We start from the raw sequence: 19,280 nt of genomic DNA, 5'->3' as shown, positions 1-19,280 counted from the left end.
AGGATTTCACATGTTCTCATGGGGAAAAAACAAAAAGACACTGGAGGCACTGGAAATCCTGGCTCCAATTCCTGGTGAAGTAAAGTTATTAAGCGAAGTGCCTGACCCCGCATTTGCTGGCGGTCATATGGGAGAGGGAGCAGCGATTGAGCCTGCCGAAGGCCGTGTGTACGCCCCGTTTGACGGGAAAGTCGCTCACGTGATGGACAAAAGCAAACATGCGGTTATCCTTGAACATAAGAGCGGCATTCAGGTTCTTATTCACGTGGGCATTGAAACCGTGTCCCTTAAGGGAGAGGGCTTCACCGTACATGTTAAAAACGGGGCGAAAGTCAGACAGGGACAGCTGCTGCTTGAGTTTGATATACAGACGATTAAGGCTGCGGGTCTGTCCGTAATGAGTCCGATTATTGTACCGGAAGGACTGGAAGCTGCAGCCCGGGTAGACGTTCACGACCCTCAGAAGCGTACAAGCCCGGATGATCCAATAATGACTGTGCATCTGAAGTCATCATAAAAGGCATTTACTGCTGCAGCAGCTTGAGTATGGTGAGTGAGGTAATGGGCTGCGGCTTTAAAGAAATGAAGAGAGCGGAAGACGTATAGATGGAGTAGAGAAGGCGAAATCATGCACTTGTGGATGAACTTGCCTTCTTTTTTTGTTCTGCTCACTTTATACATGGCTGCTTGTTTGCGTATTTTACTACAGGTATAGTAGAGATAGACAGTCGAACATATCCTGTACGAAAACAAGCGCTTGATGGTGCTTGGCTTGATTAACGGAGTGACAACAATGAAAAAAATATATGAGCATATTGAAATAGATCGCAAAAAATTAATTAATCTCTTTGTCTTCGAAGCCAGCGACACCGAGCGGGTTATTCCTATGCATTTTCACAGCAATATGGAACTGATCTACTGTATTAGCGGAAGCTTGAGAGTGTGGCATGAAGGTAAGGTCACCACGCTGCGCAATCAGGATGTCATGTTTATCAACAGCAATATCCCGCATTCCACGCAAAGTCTGACGGAGAACCGTGTGCTTGTTCTTCAATTTCCCGAGTCTTTTTTTGCTAACGAGCAGGTGATCATCCAGTTGAATACGGCGGAAGAACATCCGGAGGAGGCGGTTCTGGCTCATCTGAGGGCTCTGCTGATGGAAATATACCATCTGCATCTATCGACAGGCATGTACGATTATATTTTGACGCAGAGCAGAGTGCTTGAACTGAAGTATGGACTGGTTGAACATTTTGGCCGGGCATCCCAGGTTTCGTCTGCCGTAAATACGGTGAAGCAGCAGCGCATCCAAACGATCCTGGATTTCATCAAAGCACATTATACCGAGAATATCAGTTTGGCTGAAACAGCTCATATATGTGGTTATTCCGGGGCTTATTTGTCCAGAATGTTTCACGAATATACAGGTCAGACTTTTACCGAGTACAAGCAGATTCTGTGTTTGGAAAAGGCGATTGAGCTGCTGGATACAACAGATAAGTCACTCACCGAGATTTCATATGAGACCGGATTCCCTAATGTGAAGTCTTTCCGAAAAGCATTTAAAGAGGTCATGGGCAAAACGCCTTATGAGTATAAAAAGTCAACAGTCATGTACTAGTACTAGGATCAGCGGATCACGGAGTAGATGCGAGCCTTTCGGATGTGGTCTGAAAGGCTCTTTGGCAATTACATTTTCCACGGCAGCTTGGGATGCTTGTAGCGAAAAACGGTATCCTTTTCCTGGATTACGTAGATCCAGGGAGGCGGAACAGGGGTGCCAATGGCTTTGTAAAGCGTCGTTCCGTCATCACTTGTCGAATATGATTCCAGGCTGTTCAGAATGTCCATACGATCTTCCCGCTGTATTTTTCCTTGGTAAGATAAGATCTGCCCTTGTGTGGTAATCTGCGGTGCACCTGAAATGAAACGGTATGCTGTATTGAGCATGCCGACCTTTTCGGAATGCAGCTGCATAAGTTCACTTAGAAGCAGGATGCTGATAAAAACAGAAATGATGAGACTCGCGATCCAACGTTTTTTTCTCATCTGCTGACCTCCATGCGCAATCCATGAGCACCTGTAAGTTTGAGAGCACGGTGCACACGGATGTATCGTTTTCTTTTCCAGCTATACCAAGTATAATCGCTCCTTGATCTTGAATAAATGATTTCAAGGTACTGTGATAGAATAGTTTAGGTCTGAATGATGAAACGGTGGGGGCTGGGAGCATGAACAAAACGGAGCGGCAGCTTGCAATCACGCTTGAGTTACAGCGCAGGAAGGTGATAAGAGCAGAGGATTTAGCATCTCTATTTGAAACAAGTGTACGTACAATATATCGGGATATTCAGGCATTAAGTGAGGCGGGGGTCCCTATCATGGGAGCACCTGGTCATGGTTATTCGCTCATGGAAGGCTACTTCCTGCCACCTGTCAGCTTCACTGCGGAAGAAGCGGTGTCCCTGCTCATGGGAGCCAGGTTCATCGAACAGAGAATGGATCGAGCCTACGGAATGCAGGCCCAGTCTGCACAGCGCAAAATCGAAGCCATTTTACCAGAATCCGTCCGTAAAGCGTCCTCGCGTGTTCAAGAAACGATGCGCATGCTTCATCCGATGGAACCGGATACGACAGATAGGGTTAAAATGTACCTTAACGATATACGTAACGCCATTTTGAAGCAGCATAAAATCCGGTTTAACTATTTGAAAAAAATACCGGGGGCGGATGGGAAACGCTCTAATCAGCGTGTTGTTTCTCCTTACGGGCTCGCGTTTGTACGTGAGAATTGGGTGCTGATCGCAAGATGTGAGCTGAGGCAGGACATTCGCCATTTTCGATTGTCCCGCATGACAGAGCTTTCCGTGCTGGAGGAAGAGTTTCTTTTACCCCCGGATTTTGATCTGAATCGGTATCAGCCGCCGGATGATCGCAGCGAGCATGTGCTCATCCGGGCCCAATTCGAAGCTGCTGACAAGATCAGGGAGACGCTTCATTTTTATATCGATCATATGGAGGAAAAGAGCAATAGTGTGATTTTTGGCTTCCGTGTTCGTTATCCCGAGGAAATTCTGCATCATTTGCTTGGATTGGGCGGAGAGATCGAGGTGATGGAGCCGGAGTCGCTGCGTACGCGTATTCGGGAAATCGCCACAAATATGTTAAAACACTACTGACATACTCTTGTCAGCAGCGCTCTTCTATACTGGGAACTATCCAGAACGAAGAGGAGTTGGTTGAACGATGAGAAGTACCCCGGAAGTGCTGCAGTCTTTTGAAACCGCAGTAGAGAGATATTTGGCCGAGCTGAACCTGCTGGATATGAATGATTTGCTGAGAAAAGAGAAGGAAGAGGAATGGTCCATCGGACAGATGTACGTACATTTGATACAATCCGCACTGTTTATGCATTTGCGCAATATTGAGCAGTGTTTGGAAAATGGGGAGCACACCTTACAATCAGACGCCGAAAAAACGGAGCTGGGCAGTCAGGTGTTTGCGTTGGGACAATTCCCTCCTGTTCGTGTTAAGGTACCGGCCTCCCCGCAGTATACACCGCTGCCGCCGGAGAATAAGGAGCAGCTGGTCGAGGGGCTTGACCAGGTTGTGGACCGGATGCGAAGTACAGCGGCTGTTCTTGTTATAGAAGAGGCTGGAGGTTCCAAAGTGCTTCATCCCCGTCTTGGGGCGTTAAATGCGCAGGAGTGGTTCCGATTAATTGCTATGCACTATCAGCATCATTTTTTACAACTGGACCGATTGAAGATGAATCTGCAGCATTAAAAATAACTTATATGCATCCGCTCATGAGAAGTCAGTTTTGGTGAGGAAATGACCCGTTAATTCAACCACAGGAAGGACCCGTAGATCGTTTTACGGGTTCTTTTGGCATGAGGTCCATCCAAGCTTGATGAGTGCTTCTGTACAACTTGTTAAAAATCAGTACAATGAAACCTGAAAGATAAGGGAATAACTTATTAAACCAAGAAGGTACTTCACGTTCATGTCTATAAATATAACTTACTGAATGAGAGGAAGATTGCTGTGACCGTGCAAAAAAACAACCCTAAAGTAGACGAGTATTTCAATAAAATCAAAACATGGAAAGAAGAATCCGTGAAGCTGAGGGAGATTATTCAGGCCTTTGACCTGACCGAAGAGTACAAATGGATGCATCCCTGCTACACGTTGAATGGGAAAAATATAGTGCTGATCCATGGCTTCAAGGCGTACTGTGCCATTTTGTTTATCAAGGGAGCTTTGCTCAAGGATTCCCACGGTCTTTTGATTCAGCAAACGGAGAATGTACAGGCAGGGCGCCAGATTCGTTTTACCAGTCTGCAGCAGATTGTGGAGCAGGAAGAACTGCTGAAAGCATACATTCGGGAAGCGATCGAAGTTGAGCAAGCAGGTCTGCAAGTGGAGAAAAAGAAGACCGAGAACTACACGGTTCCCGAGGAACTCCAGCAGCAATTCGAGGCGAGCCCTGCCTTTCAGGAGGCATTTGAAGCGTTAACACCTGGACGCCAGCGGGCGTACCTGCATTATTTTTCACAGCCAAAGCAGTCCAAAACCAAAGTGTCACGCATCGAGAAGTATATGCAGCCAATCCTGGAAGGGAAAGGGTTAAACGATTGATAGCAAACTGTTTGATGCAGTATATTGTGTTTGGATGTAAGCCGCAATATCTAATTATAATATGAAAAATAGTATAATTAGCAGGGTACATTTTCAATTGACAAAAAGGTAATATGTTAAAAACGTTGGTTAAATTTGTAATTGCGCTGCCTGTGTTTCATAAATGACTTGGATGAGGTGTGATTTATGAGCATTATTGATGTAAGCGGTATCACCAAAATCTATCGTCAGTACAAACGATTTCCGGGATTGGTGGGCTCTCTAAGGAGTCTGGTAACCAGACAATATACGGAGGAAGTCGCAGTACGCGATATCACATTTTCAATTAAGGAAGGGGAGGCAGTAGGGTATCTGGGGCCCAACGGTGCAGGCAAGTCTACAATGATCAAGATGATGACCGGAATTCTGGTACCTACGTCGGGTGAACTGAGGGTTATGGGGATGGTCCCGCATGAAGCGAGACAGCGTAATTCTCAACATATCGGGGTAGTGTTCGGACAACGCAGTCAGTTATGGTGGGATCTGCCTGTCCGTGATTCGTTTGATCTCCATAAATACATATATAAGCTCTCTGACACCGACTTTCAGAATAATCTGAATTATTATACCGAGCTTTTATCTTTATCCTCATTCATGAACAAACCTGTACGACAATTAAGTTTGGGTCAGAGAATGCGGGTAGAAATCGCAATGGCTCTGCTGCATGATCCCAAAATTTTGTTTTTAGACGAACCGACGATAGGTCTGGATGTCATGGCTAAGGAACAGATCCGGGAGTTCCTGAGAATGATTAATCAGGAGAAGAAGGTCTCGATTGTGCTGACGACGCATGATATGAAGGATATCGAAGAGATTTGCCATCGCATGATTGTTGTGAATAAAGGCAATATGGTCTATGACGGTTCTGTCGAGCAGCTTCGGAAAACACTTGGAGATCAGCGCCAGGTCATTATCTATTTTCGTGAAGACCCCGGTCTGATTGATCTTCCCGAGATGAAGCTTACTCATGACGAAGGTCTGCGAAAGACATATCTGTTTGATAAAAAAGATAGAACCGTGTTCGATTGCGTGAACCAGATCGCGAGTAAACACGACATTGAGGATGCAGTCATTGAAGGGGTGGATATTGACTCCGTCATTCGTAATCTTTATCGGAAACTGGAAGAGGATGATCGGGCGAACGACGCGTGAGAGGAGAGACGTGAATTGAAAACCTATATCATGTTTGGAGTGAAAACCTTTTCGAATCAACTCTCCTATCGTTCGGAAGTGTGGCTGAGATTGTTGGGTAACTTTGTGGCCATTCTGATTCTCACAGAAATCTGGAGAGCGGTTCTGGGTAACGGGGAAGTGGAAGGCGTAGGTCTGGAACAGATGATTACATACAGCATTATCAACACGCTTCTGGCCGCTCTGCTGCTTACCGGCATTAGTGCCAAGGTGGATAACAGTCTCAAAACAGGCTCTATTGCTTCCGAGCTGATCAAACCCATGTCCTATCCTATGCATTTATTAGCCGATGGGCTGGGGAATTCGTTATATCAGTTCCTATTTACTTCGCTTCCTTCTTTACTGATCGCCTGGATTTTCTTTGGTTTTCTTCCCCCAGCTTCGGCGACTCATTTGCTGCTGTTTATCCTGGCACTGGTACTCGCTTTGACCATTTCGTTCCTGCTTGGATATCTGATTTCTCTGCTGGCTTTCTGGCTGATGAATCACTTCGCTCTGAACTGGATGATGGGCGGGCTCATCACCATTTTCTCAGGCGCTTTTTTACCCTTATGGTTTTTCCCGGAATCGTGGGTGACGGTAACTAAAATGCTTCCATTCCTCTACTTGGGCTACCTTCCTGCAGCAATCTATTTGGGAGCCATTTCGATTCAGGAGATAGGGATTTCTCTTCTTACAGGGTTGGCATGGAGTGTGGGGCTGACGCTGCTGGTGTACTGGTTATGGAATCGGGCAATCCATCGTTTGGTGGTCCAAGGTGGATAATGTAGCTGTAGAGAGGCTGATCTAAATGACATTGAAACTTTTCGGGAAATTGGTCTTTTTGTTAACGAAAGAAAGAATGGAGTACCGCGGGGATTTCCTGCTTTCCGTTCTGGCTCAGATCATTAATTACACCGGAGATTACATTATCATATGGCTTTTTTTGCAAAAGTTCGATACCCTCGCCGGCTGGACCTGGCCTGAGATTGCGCTGCTGTATAGTCTCGGTTTGTTCACATACGCAATTGGAGCTTCCTTTTCCTTTGTGCAGATGCGAGAGCTTGAAAGTCAGGTGAAAAATGGAACCTTTGATGCCATTCTGGTCAAACCGGTGAATCCGTATCTTTATCTGGTATGCAGAGGCTTTAACCTGGGGTACCTGGCGCATGTGGTAATCTCAGGGTCTGTGCTGGCCTGGGCTTTGATCAAACTGAACATCAGCTTATCAGGGATTCAAATATTGTACCTTGTTCTCTGCATTTTGGGAGGCGCCATGATTCAGGCCGGCTTTATGTCGGCGATCGGAGCTGTATCTTTTGTATGGATAAGGACCAATTTCCTGTTCACGTTATTTTTCAAGTTCAAAGAATTCATCTCATACCCGTTACCTGTTTTCGGTACATTCATTCAAGTGCTGTTAACGTTTATCCTCCCGTTTGCTTTTATTAATTTCTATCCTGCAGCATTTTTGCTGACTAAGGAGACTCCTTTGCTATCATCATGGACGATGTGGATCGTACCTGTTGTTGGACCGTTAGTATATTGGCTGGGTTACCATCTGTGGATGCGGAGTGTGAACAGATATCAAGGCGCAGGCGGATAAAGCAGGCTGGGCTGCGGCGGAAAATACCATAAGTAACTGAATAGAATAGTGCAGCGTATTTTTTCAGCGTATTTTGCTATAGTGTTTTTACATGCCGTTGGTTTCCAGTTTATGAGGAGCCAACGGCTCTGTTATTTCAGAAAAGCAAAAAAGCGAAGGTACCAGGCAGGGATATACTTTAATACTGGCAGCAGCATAACCCTCCAAAAAAGTTACATATGCAGCAAAGCATACACTGGAATGAGCGGATTGAAGCTGTAGAAGCGCTGTAGAAGTGGACGATGATACCAGTATACGGATAAAAGGAGTACACCTAAATGATTCGAACGTACAAATATTATGCCATTTTTAACTTTGCTGAGGACGGAATTAACGTTTCGTTTCCCGACCTGCCGGGCTGCTTTACTTGTGGCGATACTCTGGAAGAAGCATTAATCATGGCAAAAGATGCGCTGGGATTATATCTGAAGGGAGAACCGGTCGATAAACTCCCGCCTCCTCAGACCATGCCTCAGTTATTGGACCCAAATGATAAAGCATACTTGATCGAAGTGAGTATCCCTTATTAAGACATGGACTGTACAGGACACAAGGAAATAGCTTGATTTTTACCGATTCTACTCGGATTCTGATTCTGATTTAATTCTTCTTTCTAATTAACGCTGACCTCAACACGGCATTTGGATGATTAAGTAATCACTTAGCCGCTCTAGTATTTGTGTTTTAATCCATTTCGTTAGTATCATCAGAAATGTTTTTTTTGTTCTCATTTAAAGTTTTTTTTAAATCCAAAACTTCATTTTGTAAATGATCAATTTTTGATTTTAAACCTGAATGATTAAGAACAGAGCTAACAACAAGATACATGATTAGATAGTTGGCGGCCATTATTATTAGAAAAATAATGAGCTCGGGTACTCCTCGTACAGCTAACGGCATATCATTTTCCTTTCTTTAAAATAATATTTTATATATCCTCTTTATTTGGATAATTATAACATAATACATTTAGTATATTGGCTGGGTTGCATGAGATGAGATCGGCGGAGAGAGAACGTTTATTGGCGAATAATTCAAGTTGTAAAGGTCTGTAGTTTTGCTGCGGGCTTTTTTTGTTGCGGCAAAAAAATGAATAAATAAAGAAACATTTCTAATAAATACCATGTTATATACAATGTGAATGAATTGACTATTGAGAAGGCGGAACGAAAGAAAGAAGTAAAAGGAAATGGTTTTACCCGAAAATTTAAAAAATTCAGTCTAAAGAGGAGGCAGATTTACAGATGAGAAGTCGCAAAGCGCTGTTATTCTCCGTATTTTCTCTAATATTTACACTATCTTTTATATCACAGGCATATGCAGCTTCCACGAATTTACCATCATATCCAATAGCCAAACAGGAGAAGGATGAATGGTGTTGGGCAGCGGTAAGCTCAAGTGTTCTTAAATTCATGGCTAATAAGAATGTATACCAATGTGATTTCGTCAAAAAAGCAAAATTAACCAGTTCTTGTGCAAATGAAGCAGCAACTACAGTACAAGCCCAAGGAGGTATGCATAAGTATGGAGTGTCCTCCAATTATTACTCAGGTAATCTAAATGTTGCTCAAGTCAAAAGTCAAATTGATGGAGGGCGTCCTGTATATGTAAGTTGGAAGTGGAATAGTCCTACGGCACAAACTGGTCATGCAGTCGCCATATACGGATATAGTAACACACCAACGTATACGTATTATATGCATTATCTTGATCCTTGGGATGGTGTGAAAACTTCTATGGAGTTCTCGAAATTTAATGGAGGCACGGGAGCAGATAGAACATGGAGATGGGGATTAAAGGACTTTTGGCATTATCAATAAATTAAGTTTGGGAGGTCCATAATGATGGTTATGAAGTATGTCCGGTTTATGATGATGATATGTATTGGTCTAATGTGCAGCTATTTCATTGCTCCAAATACGTATGCTGGCAGCGTACCCCAAGATGTGCAAAGCTTTGCAGAAGGAGAAGGTTTAGATCAGTTCAAAATGATGATTCTAGAAGATCCCGAGGGCTATGGTTATAAGAATGAAGAAGAAGTTAAAGGTGTTACTTTAGGGAGGGGGTTTGAAGTCTATTTATTTGATGTTAACAAGTTCCCAAATATATCCGATAGCTTAATTGATGTTTCAAAGCCTACGGCTCAATATGATTTTATCGTCAAGTCAGGTGGGATGGGGAAATCTTTTCTTAGTGTAGAACGATATGAGGGGAAGTTCAGGGTTGTACTTGCGGGAGGAGATGCATCAAGGTTGGATGAATCTCTTCATGTCATGTCAAAAGCGCTGTCCACTGATATAAGTACTGTTGATCCAGTATTAATTAAAGACGGAAATATTCGTTATCTAGCGATGAAAGTTGACGGAAAAGAAGTGAATATACCAGATGTACCCAAAGAGAAAAACTCGCTTATGGGAGGTATGGATAATCATCAGTTATGGGATTCTGCTAAGACAATTGATTTATTGAAAGAATTTCAAGCACAGGAAGTTGATCCTAATACAGACGGTGCAGGTGGTTATCCAGCCATTCACTCTGATAAATCTAACAAAGACTACACCAATATAGCGCTAATAAGTTTAATTATTGCATTAGTAGGAGTGGTAGTACTTTATATGTTTCTGAAAAAAAAAGAAAATATCTAATTAATCCTTCTATCTCTGATAACGATGAAATCATTTATTTATCATGAAGTCACCTAGGAGTTCGGTATTCCTAATTCGAAATTACTAGGTGACTTCATGTACAAGAGATGATTTTATTCCTGACTTATCAGGCTAACCCGCTCTCACCACACGATGTTAAGAACCTCATCTACCTCTTTGATGCGATTAACGGATGGATTCTGAATCAGATTACCTTTGACCATAACCATCGACATGTTGGATAAGGCTGCAATCTGCTCTAGCGGATTTTGATCCAGTACAATCAAATCGGCCTGTTTACCAATGTCTAATGTACCTGTCACGTCGTCGATCCCGAGAATTTTAGCATTGCTTCGGGTAACCATGTCGATGACCTCTTTATTGGTCAGATTGGTCTGTCTCATGTAGTGATCCATCTCTCTCCACATATCATAGTGGGTTACGTAGGACATGGCTGCATCGTTTCCAATTCCAATAGTGATGCCGTTGTCGATGGCCTGTTTCACCCCTTTGAGCATGGAGTCGTAGACGAGTCTGGCATTTTCTTTGACCGTCGGACTTAACTTGGTCACACTTGGATCGAGCGAAGCGGATGGATAAGCGGCTTGCAGCGTAGGGATCACTGCGGTGTAACCATGAAGAGCCTTGGGATTATTTTTATACAAATGAATAATCTCGTCATCCATCTCAGCCCCATGCTCAATCGTGTCCACTCCCCCACGCAGCGCAACACGCACACCTTCCGTGCTCTCCACATGAGCGGCAACCTTCATTCCAATCTTATGTGCTTCATCGCAAACCGCCGCGACCTCGTCCACCGTCATCTGCAGACGCCCAGCTTCGCCAACCATCTTGGCATCCGTTACGCCGCCCGTCACACAGATTTTGATCCAGTCCACACTGTTCTTCACATTAATCCGTGTATTCTTGCGCATCTCCCAAGGTGAGTCACCCTCCAGCGCCAAATAAGGAGCACCATGTCCACCTGTCACACTCAGAAAAAATCCCGAAACAAGTAGATTCGGACCAACCCACTCCCCGCGGTTCATCTCATCTCGCAGCTGCACATCGGTATAAAAGAATTCACCCACACTGCGCATGGTTGTCACACCCGAATGGAGTGCGGTAAGCGCGTTGCGTTTCATGCGTTTCTTCAAAACATTTCGACCGAATCGGGTATTCAAAATCCGATGATAGGCAAAATCGAGCAATCCTTCACTCACGGAGAGGGTGAGCGGTTTGCCATCGGCAAAAAGATGCACATGTGCGTTAATCAGCCCTGGCATCACATATTTTCCGGTAAGGTCGATTGTTGTGTAGTGGCTGGGGATGTTCAGCTCCTGATCTGGGGCGATGTTTTCAATGCGTCCCTGTTCGTTGACGAGAATCGTCATGTTGGGCTGCAGATGGCGGCTTGCGTCGCCGTGGATCAGATGCACGTTTTTCAAAGCATAAGCGGTGTTCATGATGTGTTCCTCCTTGGGTGTGGGTGGTGTTACATGATGTTAGATGCTGCATCAGTTGAGTGATATGGTTCTGTGCTATTTGGTTTCTCTGTGCAAAGTATTCTTGTGGTCTAAAAGTGAATTTATAATTCATTTTTGGGCTAAAAAAATAGATCGGCTTGCCTATGCTTATTTTTTGCGTACAAATCAGAGGAAAGTACAACTGATCTGCACGCTGTGCGATGCGTAGTGATCTATGGTAAAAATGGATTTTTGCTTTGCAGCGACCAAGCACTATTCCTTATTCGTTCAAGCTTTTCATGCCGTACAGTCGGTATACGTACAACGCTTCAAAGATTTGCTTGCGGCTCTCCTCGCTCATGTCTCGTTTCAATAAATCCAGATTCATGTCGATGACATTATGTGCCAGAATGTTCAGCAGAATCAGGTTCTCCTCGGTGCCGATCTCATAGTGTTTGTATTGATTTTTGAGATAGGCTTTCTTCGTTTCGATCATCAGCTCAACCAGCTCGTTCTTGGCGTTGGTGTAGATGGTGCCCTTGTTCTTTTCAAAAATAATAACGATCTGATTCCGATACTTCCGCAGCACATCTATTTGTTCTTGCATAAGGAAGGATCGCTGCTCACTGTTCGTTTCCTCAAACGCGTTCTGGTTATCAAAATGAATCGTCTCCACCAGTACCTTTTTCAAATAATCCACCAAATCCGGCGGAACAACGGCGTAGAACAGCTCCTTCTTGTTCTTGAAATAGGTATAGATGTTGCCGACCGATATGTTGATCTCATTTGCAATATCGTTCATCTTGGCATCCGCATAACCCTTCTCAAAAAACACCTTCAGCGCCGCGTATTCAATCTCTTTCCTGACTTCGTCTTTCTTGGCCTGCACCATCGGGAACGACTCCTTAATAGTGAATGGAAGATTCGTTATTAGGATAGACCTTTTTGAAGGGGGTGTCAAATGGGGGATCTATTAGAGAAGGATATATAATTTAATGGTTCGGCTCATACAAAAGTGCATGAGGTTTCTGAACCGACAATAGACTAGGTGTCATGGCCAAAAAGAGCAGATTCAGGAATTTCTAAAGAGAGAAAGAGTCTCTATTATCCTGACGAAGTATTACATGAGGGATTTCGATATGAAGAAGAAGGCCTGTAATTTCTTTACCGACCTTCTTGTATTGGGTAGACTCGAACGACTAGACAAGAGTTTTAGTAAGCTAGCTGAGCTATCGCATAAGGAGATAAAACAACTCTCATTTTTTTCCAGTTTTCATGTAGGGATTTTAAGTGACTTTCATCGTAATTCACCAAAGACGAAAAATCAATTTTTCCATAAACAGAATTGTATAATGAATTTGCTTTAATGATTGAAGTCTTAATTATATCTAAAATTTCTGTTTTACTGATTATCTCAGAAGCTTTATAAGAAAGGTTAACTTTTGCAGCATCTAACACAGTCAAACTTCTAACTAGCTCAGGTGAATATGTGGAGTTTTTAAGCTCATACTCATCATTTAAAATTAAGAATAAAATATGAATTGAGATAAATAAAATAAAGCAGAAATTAGAAGGATTTTTTATATGATTCGAATAGAGCGTATCATTATTAATGAAATCAATCATCTCGTCGATTAATTGAGAAATCGCAAATGCGTCAGCATCCATTTCTAATGTTTGCTTGTCTAAAATTCTTTCTTCATTGGCTTTTCTTACTATGTTAAGTGTTTCATCATTAAAATACGTTTTCATATATAAAACATGACCGTCAAAATGGTGTGCTATTTCATGAAGAATTACAAATTTTATTGCGAACATAGCCATTATTTCAGCAATTATTTTTCTTTCTTTGTTGATAGGTAAAAGAAAAGTGTATTCATACTCTGGAAAGGTATCATTAAATGTATATATATTTTTAATATGAAGACTGCCGTCATCAGTTTCACTTAATGTATCAATTAGATTATCTATTGAGAGAATGCTATAGAATGTTTTATATAGCTTGAGCAGTACTCCTTCATTTATTCTTATTATTGCTCTTTCATCATATAGTTGGACACTTCCATTAATTGTGAAATTTTGTTTGTAACTAAAATCTAGAGGGAAATAAAATTTTACATTTTGAGTATGAGTATTCCAAAAACGTTCTGCATATTCTTTGTAGTAATTAAAAGCTATAAGATGATCTGTAGAATTTTCAGCGAGATTGAACAGGGCGAATTCAGTTGAACCACTTAAAATTTCAAAAAAAATATTATTATTTTCCATTTTTATACATACCTATTGTCTTATCAAAATCTTTGAATATTGTCTTTATTATTGATTCCTTCGACTGGTTCTCGCATTTATTTCCATCGTTAAACATTAATTTGTCAAATTCTAAATCGAAATTTGGAAAAACGATTTTTAGTTTATAACTTATTATAGAATTATCAGTTATGCCCAAGGAATCCAAGGTCACATTTTCATTCTCAGGTTTTGTGTTGTACTCTATATCGTCAACTATGATTGATTGAACTATATCGAAATTACCGTGATTTTCAGAATATATTCTTCTTAGATTAAAAAGATCCATTAGAAGTTTGTTGAGTTCGTTTAAGTTAAGAGTTTTTGGGATTTCAATTGCGTAAACTTTGTCATGTTCATAGCTATAAATTAGGATCTTAATAAGCTCAGAATCAAACTTATCTTTCAATGAAGAATAAGAATTACTTAACACAAAGTTTGAATGGTTTATTATTGTTCTTTTAGATAAAGGTAATAGAGTTCTAAAATTTCTTTCTACCTGACGAGAAAACTTTTCACATAAAAATGTCCAATAGTCTTTACCCCGTACCTTTATATCTATGTTGGAGTAACTCTCCTTCAGTTGTTTCGAGAAATCTCCTGTTATATTCTCATTACAACACACAATATATTCATCCCAGGGTAATGAATTCTTAATTTTAATCGCAGAATCTATAGAATTTTTAATTTTCTTTTTATTTATTCTGTGGTTTCTATCATAAATACTTTTGCATTGAAATGCTATTTTCTTATCAGGAAAATACAAGTCTACTCCACTTTCTGGTGGATTTCGTTTCTCTATATCATTGGTGCCTAAATCTAGCTTGAGTAACTTTAAACAAAAAGATTCCCATGCAGCCGAGAAATCAGTTTCTTCAGGAACTACTAGAAACGGTGGATAAAGTATGTACCTCATCAAACAGTCACCTCATAATTATAAGTTATACATAAACTTTTTTTGTATAGTACAATGTATATTTTCAAATTGAAAAATACGAGATTGAAACAGTACTATAAATATTATAGTTCGTTTATGCAAAATAGGGAACTCAGATAGTAGTACGTCTTCTCGCACCATATTATTTTCACACTATGTATACTCTCTTTATACAAAGGAAAGACGAGCAATCTAAGCGAAGATCTGGCTTCGCAGTACGCACAACTCGTAAACCAAGAAGACGATTACGTCGATCAACTGGTTACGTGTCACAAACTCATTCTGGATGCCATGGACATTATCGCAAAGCGGGCAGGGGTGCTGCATATGGATACGGTGAAACAGGCGGCGTATCACCTTCATGCGATGGAACAGGATTTGAACCGAAAGTTATTTGAAGTCAGGCTGGAGAAGAGCATCTTGGCCCATCACATGAGCCAGTCTACATAAGCGTTTGAATCAAAGGACAGCACAGGATCATTCCCAAGATGATCTTGCCCTGTCCTTTTTCTCTTTTTACTTGTCCTCAAACCACTTCCAAATAAGCATTGACTTTCCACACCAATCCCCCTAAACTTCAATTATTAAAATACTTTTAAAAACTTCCCTCCAATACTTTCTCGAATACGCGATCATCCATATACATACAAACGAAAGGAGGCACACAACAAACGATGTTACCCACTTCCCACAACACCCAACAGGTCAAACGGATTAACGTTGAAATTGTGAAAAATACACTTCGGTCGATGGGTATAGGAACGAAGGCTTCCATCGCAAACCTGACCAAACTCAGCGTGGCAACATGCGGCACGATTCTGAACGAACTGCTCCAGACGGGCGAGATCATTGATCTCGGCCCGGATGAGTCGAGCGGGGGGAGACCTGCGAGTCGGTATCAGTTTAATGCGGACTACGCGAGTGTGCTGTGTCTGATTATTCGTACGGAAGGCGGCATTCATTCGATCACACATACATATGCCAACCTGAACGGAGAAATGGCAGACGAACAGACGCTTATTTTAGAAGAGATAAATGTCACGGTGGTGGAGGAACTCATTGCTGGGCTGATCGAGCAGCATCACAATGTGCAGGCCATTGGAATCGGTATACCAGGGGTTGCGCACAATGGTGTGATCGGTATCTGTGACGTACCAGAGTTAGCTAATCAGCCGCTCGGTTTAAGACTCAAAGAGCAATACGAAGACATCGAAGTGGTCATTGGTAACGATATGAATCTAACCGTGTACGGATTGTACAACGAACAGCAATTTGAGGAAGAGAAGAACTTTGCGGTGGTGACATTCCCTGAAAATCATTTTCCGGGGGCAGGTTTTATTATCGATGGTCGCCCGCTCACCGGGAATACGCAATTTGGGGGCGAAGTATCCTTTTTGCCGTTTGGCGTGTCACGGGATGAGCAGCTGCGCATGCTGCAAACGACAGACGGATTGCAGGAGCTCGTCGTACAGACACTGGTCTCCATTATTGCAATAATCAATCCGGCGGCCATTGTGGTGACGGGTGATACGATGGACCCCGCGATGCGGGACGGCCTGATTCAAGGCTGCCGGGATCACCACATTCCACAGGAGCATATGCCTGAGCTGATGATTCGCCGCGACACCCGGCGCGAGTATGTTAACGGGCTGATAGCCGTAACACTTGAAAGCCTAACCTACCGCATTCAGGTAGTTGAGAAGCAGTGGTAGAAACGACTTATTATGAAGTGAAGTTAAGCAACATTTTTTACACGAGAGCGGAGAGGGCAGAGCCAATCTGGAGAACGCCTTTATCACTGTATTTTCACCTTTAGAAAGAAATTCATAAAAATACAGGGATAACAGCGGGCGGAAGATGGCACTGCAATCGGAGGTAGAGCGTGTAACCATTTTTCTGGACACAATGGAGGAACTTATTTTGAATCAGCAAGCAAGTACACAAGGCAGCAAACGAAAGTTTAACAAGCTGTACGCCATGCAGCTGGCAACGATCTTTCTTGGATTTATCGTATTTGGCATCTCGGAAAATATTAAGGGCCCGGCCATTCCGCGCATTCAATTTGACTTTAATCTGGATGAGAAACAGCTCGGAACGTTGTTGTCCCTGAACGCTCTGGGATATCTGATCGCCTGCTCGTTCACGGCTATACTGGTTCGCAAATGGGGCATTAAGGCGGTCAGCATTATTTCATTTGCCTCGATGATTCTGTCGGGTGTGTTCATCTATGTATCGCATACGTATCCGCTCTTTGCGTCATCGTACTTCTTCATGTACATCGGTAACGGGATGCTGGAGATTGCGCTGGCAATTCTCGGGGCGCGGATTTTTGTGAAAAATACAGGCACGATGATGAACCTGTCCCATTTCTTCTACGGACTCAGTTCAACGGTGGCGCCATTGCTGGCGACAGGTGTCATGTCTCTTACCGTATTTGGGCATCTGCTGGACTGGCGCGGCATGTATCTGGTCATGTTGTCACTCTGCCTGCTGCCGATCATTGCGGCACTGCGCAGTAAATTTCCCGGGGATGATCTTGCCCATGAAGATCGCACCTCGCTTAAGACGTTAACACGTGATCCGGCCCTGTGGCTGATGGTGCTTATTCTTTCTTTTGGCGTGGTATCGGAACTGGCGGTCGGAGGCTGGCTTGTTAACTTCCTGGAGAAAGCATACACATGGGACACGGTTAAAGCTTCGGGATTATTGTCGGCATTCTTCCTCACATTCTCGCTTGGACGTCTGCTGCTTGGCCCGTTGACGGATCGCATCGGATTTGTACTTTCGTTGATTTTGTTCTCGGCTTTCTCGGCGGTATGTACGTTTGTGGCACTTGCAGGGGGAGAGAGTCTGGCGATTTTCTTTGCGATATCGGGCGCAGGCATTGCGATGATCTATCCCACGGTGATGGCCTTTATCGCGCGCAGATATCCGAACGGCAGTGATACGGCAATTACGTTTACGGTAACGCTCATGGGGGTGGGCAGTGTCATCGGCAACTATATAATAGGCTGGGTCATTGAAGGTGTGAAGAATATGTACGGTGCCACCACGCAGCTCGGTTTGCTGCGCGGACTACAGGCAGGGTATGGATTCATTGGTTTATGTGCGGTCATTTGTGCAGCGTCTGGTGTGGTGCTGTACGTTTATTTGAAAAGAAGGCGTGAACTGATTTAGTTCCTGAATCATTGAATTCTCAATTGGAACTCTTTCCCTATCTTTTTGGGGAAGGAGTTTTTAATTCTTCAAACTAATTCTAAACTAGCTTAGTCGTTTCAATACTTCTTTTGCATATGCCGTCCAATCTTTGTGATCTGTATTTATTTCGATTGTTGGCAGGAGAGACAAAGCTGACTGTTTACGAAGTTCTGATTGAGTATGTAAAAAATCTTTGGCCGATCTTCGAATTTCATCTTGTGTCTTGTTTTTCCATTCGTGAGGCGTTCGGCTCTGCATTCGTTGTTCGATGTTCTCTGATGAAACGGTCAGTAATACGCATTGCGCCCCAAGCTGAAGTAATTCATTTTCGATGTTTTCGATCTCGTGTACGGGGTCGGTGGAGAAAGCCGCTCTATGATTCAAATGAAACCTTTCCAACACAAAGAATATTCCTCTAGACGCATTAGATGCCTCTGGACCTAAATATGCTGCCCAATCATTTAGCTTTTTTAACATGCTGATCCGTTCTTTCAACAAATTAAGATGTTCATCACGATTCAAGCTTTTATATTCTCCATGGACATTGTTTAATATTTGGGAATAATGTTCACTGAGCACAATAATACTTCGCTCTGATGATTCATCGACTGCATGAAGCTGCTTCAATGCTTTTAGAACAGATGTCTTTCCTGCATGTGAATAACCCTCCAAAACAATTCCTCGAATATGGCTCATCTAAACCTCCAACTAACAAAGTGTTATTTGCTTCGTGATGTATTTGCTAAATTCAACACTAACATTCCAAGTAAAATGAATAGAATTCCTTCAATTTTGTAAGACCAAATCTCTGATTTGATAAAATCCCCAAAAATATCAGTCGTGTCTGATTTTACATTCTGATATTTTGCCAATACCAACATTGCTTTGTCCATACCCCAATCCGTACTTCGGACGATGAATAGAAATCCAAGAATAAGTAAGACGAGAGAAATGATAAGTGCCAACAAGGAATTCATTTTACTTTTCAAAGTTAATTTCTCCTTTGGTAATATAATCATGCTAATGTATGCGCTATTATACTACCAATAATATAAAATCGTGTCTAGTTACCAACTAGTGGTATCTTTCCAGTAAAAGTATAAAGATGTTGGTTCTTTATACTCGTAAGTGCCAATATGAGAATTTGGAAATAGACCTTGTCTCGTATTTAAAATATCAGTAGCTATATGTTGGGGCACAATAAATCGTATATGTTCTGTTTGCAGGGATTTTAATGAGGCCAGATGACTTTT

21 protein-coding genes are annotated in these 19,280 nt (G+C 42.5%); 14 read left to right on the top strand and 7 right to left on the bottom strand.

Annotated elements, in window-relative coordinates; translation table 11 throughout:
- Positions 1–10 precede the first annotated feature (10 nt).
- Positions 11–517: a PTS glucose transporter subunit IIA gene (locus MKY97_RS21700; RefSeq protein WP_342552343.1), complete on the top strand. Its 507-nt coding sequence runs from the start codon at positions 11–13 to the stop codon at positions 515–517.
- A 276-nt stretch (positions 518–793) separates the two neighbouring features.
- Positions 794–1,621: an AraC family transcriptional regulator gene (locus MKY97_RS21695; RefSeq protein ID WP_342552342.1), complete on the top strand. Its 828-nt coding sequence runs from the start codon at positions 794–796 to the stop codon at positions 1,619–1,621.
- A gap of 68 nt (positions 1,622–1,689) precedes the next feature.
- Here the strand turns inward: MKY97_RS21695 and MKY97_RS21690 are convergent, their stop codons facing one another.
- Positions 1,690–2,049, bottom strand: a complete 360-nt coding sequence (locus MKY97_RS21690) for a hypothetical protein (protein ID WP_342552341.1) — start codon at positions 2,047–2,049, stop codon at positions 1,690–1,692.
- Between the two features lie 182 nt (positions 2,050–2,231).
- On the opposite strand from MKY97_RS21690, the gene MKY97_RS21685 reads away from it, so the two are divergent.
- The 9 genes from MKY97_RS21685 to MKY97_RS21645 all read left to right on the top strand — a co-directional run bounded on the left by MKY97_RS21685 (position 2,232) and on the right by MKY97_RS21645 (position 10,140).
- On the top strand, positions 2,232–3,179 hold the full coding sequence (locus MKY97_RS21685) for a YafY family protein (RefSeq protein WP_342552340.1): 948 nt from the start codon (positions 2,232–2,234) through the stop codon (positions 3,177–3,179).
- Positions 3,180–3,246: 67 nt separating this feature from the next.
- On the top strand, positions 3,247–3,786 hold the full coding sequence (locus MKY97_RS21680) for a DinB family protein (protein ID WP_342552339.1): 540 nt from the start codon (positions 3,247–3,249) through the stop codon (positions 3,784–3,786).
- Between the two features lie 261 nt (positions 3,787–4,047).
- Positions 4,048–4,641: a YdeI family protein gene (locus MKY97_RS21675; RefSeq protein WP_342552338.1), complete on the top strand. Its 594-nt coding sequence runs from the start codon at positions 4,048–4,050 to the stop codon at positions 4,639–4,641.
- Between the two features lie 186 nt (positions 4,642–4,827).
- Positions 4,828–5,832: an ATP-binding cassette domain-containing protein gene (locus MKY97_RS21670; protein WP_342552337.1), complete on the top strand. Its 1,005-nt coding sequence runs from the start codon at positions 4,828–4,830 to the stop codon at positions 5,830–5,832.
- A 15-nt stretch (positions 5,833–5,847) separates the two neighbouring features.
- Positions 5,848–6,636 carry an ABC-2 family transporter protein gene (locus MKY97_RS21665; RefSeq protein ID WP_342552336.1) on the top strand — a complete coding sequence of 263 codons (789 nt, stop codon included), beginning with the start codon at positions 5,848–5,850 and terminating at the stop codon, positions 6,634–6,636.
- Positions 6,637–6,661: 25 nt separating this feature from the next.
- The gene (locus tag MKY97_RS21660) at positions 6,662–7,456 is read left to right on the top strand and encodes an ABC-2 family transporter protein (protein ID WP_342552335.1); all 795 of its coding nucleotides are present in this window, start codon (positions 6,662–6,664) and stop codon (positions 7,454–7,456) included.
- A 317-nt stretch (positions 7,457–7,773) separates the two neighbouring features.
- A complete protein-coding gene (locus tag MKY97_RS21655) occupies positions 7,774–8,025 on the top strand; it encodes a type II toxin-antitoxin system HicB family antitoxin (protein ID WP_342552334.1) in 252 nt (83 codons plus the stop codon).
- Positions 8,026–8,739: 714 nt separating this feature from the next.
- Positions 8,740–9,315, top strand: coding sequence for a papain-like cysteine protease family protein (locus MKY97_RS21650; protein WP_342552333.1), 576 nt, complete (start codon positions 8,740–8,742; stop codon positions 9,313–9,315).
- A 21-nt stretch (positions 9,316–9,336) separates the two neighbouring features.
- Positions 9,337–10,140: a hypothetical protein gene (locus tag MKY97_RS21645; protein ID WP_342552332.1), complete on the top strand. Its 804-nt coding sequence runs from the start codon at positions 9,337–9,339 to the stop codon at positions 10,138–10,140.
- A 143-nt stretch (positions 10,141–10,283) separates the two neighbouring features.
- Here MKY97_RS21645 and MKY97_RS21640 read toward each other — a convergent pair whose 3' ends face one another.
- The 4 genes from MKY97_RS21640 to MKY97_RS21625 form a co-directional block, all read right to left on the bottom strand.
- Positions 10,284–11,606, bottom strand: a complete 1,323-nt coding sequence (locus MKY97_RS21640) for an amidohydrolase family protein (RefSeq protein WP_342552331.1) — start codon at positions 11,604–11,606, stop codon at positions 10,284–10,286.
- A gap of 280 nt (positions 11,607–11,886) precedes the next feature.
- Positions 11,887–12,498, bottom strand: a complete 612-nt coding sequence (locus MKY97_RS21635; protein ID WP_342552330.1) for a TetR/AcrR family transcriptional regulator — start codon at positions 12,496–12,498, stop codon at positions 11,887–11,889.
- A gap of 320 nt (positions 12,499–12,818) precedes the next feature.
- Positions 12,819–13,874 (bottom strand): hypothetical protein, encoded by a 1,056-nt coding sequence (locus tag MKY97_RS21630; RefSeq protein ID WP_342552329.1) that lies wholly within the window; start codon positions 13,872–13,874, stop codon positions 12,819–12,821.
- On the bottom strand, positions 13,864–14,808 hold the full coding sequence (locus MKY97_RS21625) for a hypothetical protein (protein ID WP_342552328.1): 945 nt from the start codon (positions 14,806–14,808) through the stop codon (positions 13,864–13,866). The genes MKY97_RS21630 and MKY97_RS21625 overlap by 11 nt, the downstream gene beginning before the upstream one ends.
- Positions 14,809–15,120: 312 nt before the next feature.
- On the opposite strand from MKY97_RS21625, the gene MKY97_RS21620 reads away from it, so the two are divergent.
- The 3 genes from MKY97_RS21620 to MKY97_RS21610 all read left to right on the top strand — a co-directional run bounded on the left by MKY97_RS21620 (position 15,121) and on the right by MKY97_RS21610 (position 18,006).
- Entirely contained in the window at positions 15,121–15,279 is a 159-nt protein-coding gene (locus MKY97_RS21620) for a hypothetical protein (RefSeq protein WP_342552327.1), read from the top strand.
- Positions 15,280–15,503: 224 nt separating this feature from the next.
- Positions 15,504–16,541 carry an ROK family protein gene (locus MKY97_RS21615; protein WP_342552326.1) on the top strand — a complete coding sequence of 346 codons (1,038 nt, stop codon included), beginning with the start codon at positions 15,504–15,506 and terminating at the stop codon, positions 16,539–16,541.
- Between the two features lie 265 nt (positions 16,542–16,806).
- On the top strand, positions 16,807–18,006 hold the full coding sequence (locus MKY97_RS21610; protein ID WP_342556418.1) for an MFS transporter: 1,200 nt from the start codon (positions 16,807–16,809) through the stop codon (positions 18,004–18,006).
- Positions 18,007–18,090: 84 nt separating this feature from the next.
- Here MKY97_RS21610 and MKY97_RS21605 read toward each other — a convergent pair whose 3' ends face one another.
- Both MKY97_RS21605 and MKY97_RS21600 read right to left on the bottom strand, forming a co-directional pair.
- On the bottom strand, positions 18,091–18,723 hold the full coding sequence (locus MKY97_RS21605; RefSeq protein WP_342552325.1) for a DUF4515 domain-containing protein: 633 nt from the start codon (positions 18,721–18,723) through the stop codon (positions 18,091–18,093).
- A gap of 23 nt (positions 18,724–18,746) precedes the next feature.
- Positions 18,747–19,016, bottom strand: a complete 270-nt coding sequence (locus tag MKY97_RS21600; protein ID WP_342552324.1) for a hypothetical protein — start codon at positions 19,014–19,016, stop codon at positions 18,747–18,749.
- Positions 19,017–19,280: the final 264 nt, after the last annotated feature.

The organism is Paenibacillus sp. FSL R7-0652 (assembly GCF_038595045.1).
In the GTDB taxonomy this organism is placed as follows: Bacteria; Bacillota; Bacilli; order Paenibacillales; family Paenibacillaceae; genus Paenibacillus.
Note: the sequence above shows the minus strand (reverse complement) of the source record. Positions and strands in the feature narration are given on the sequence as shown.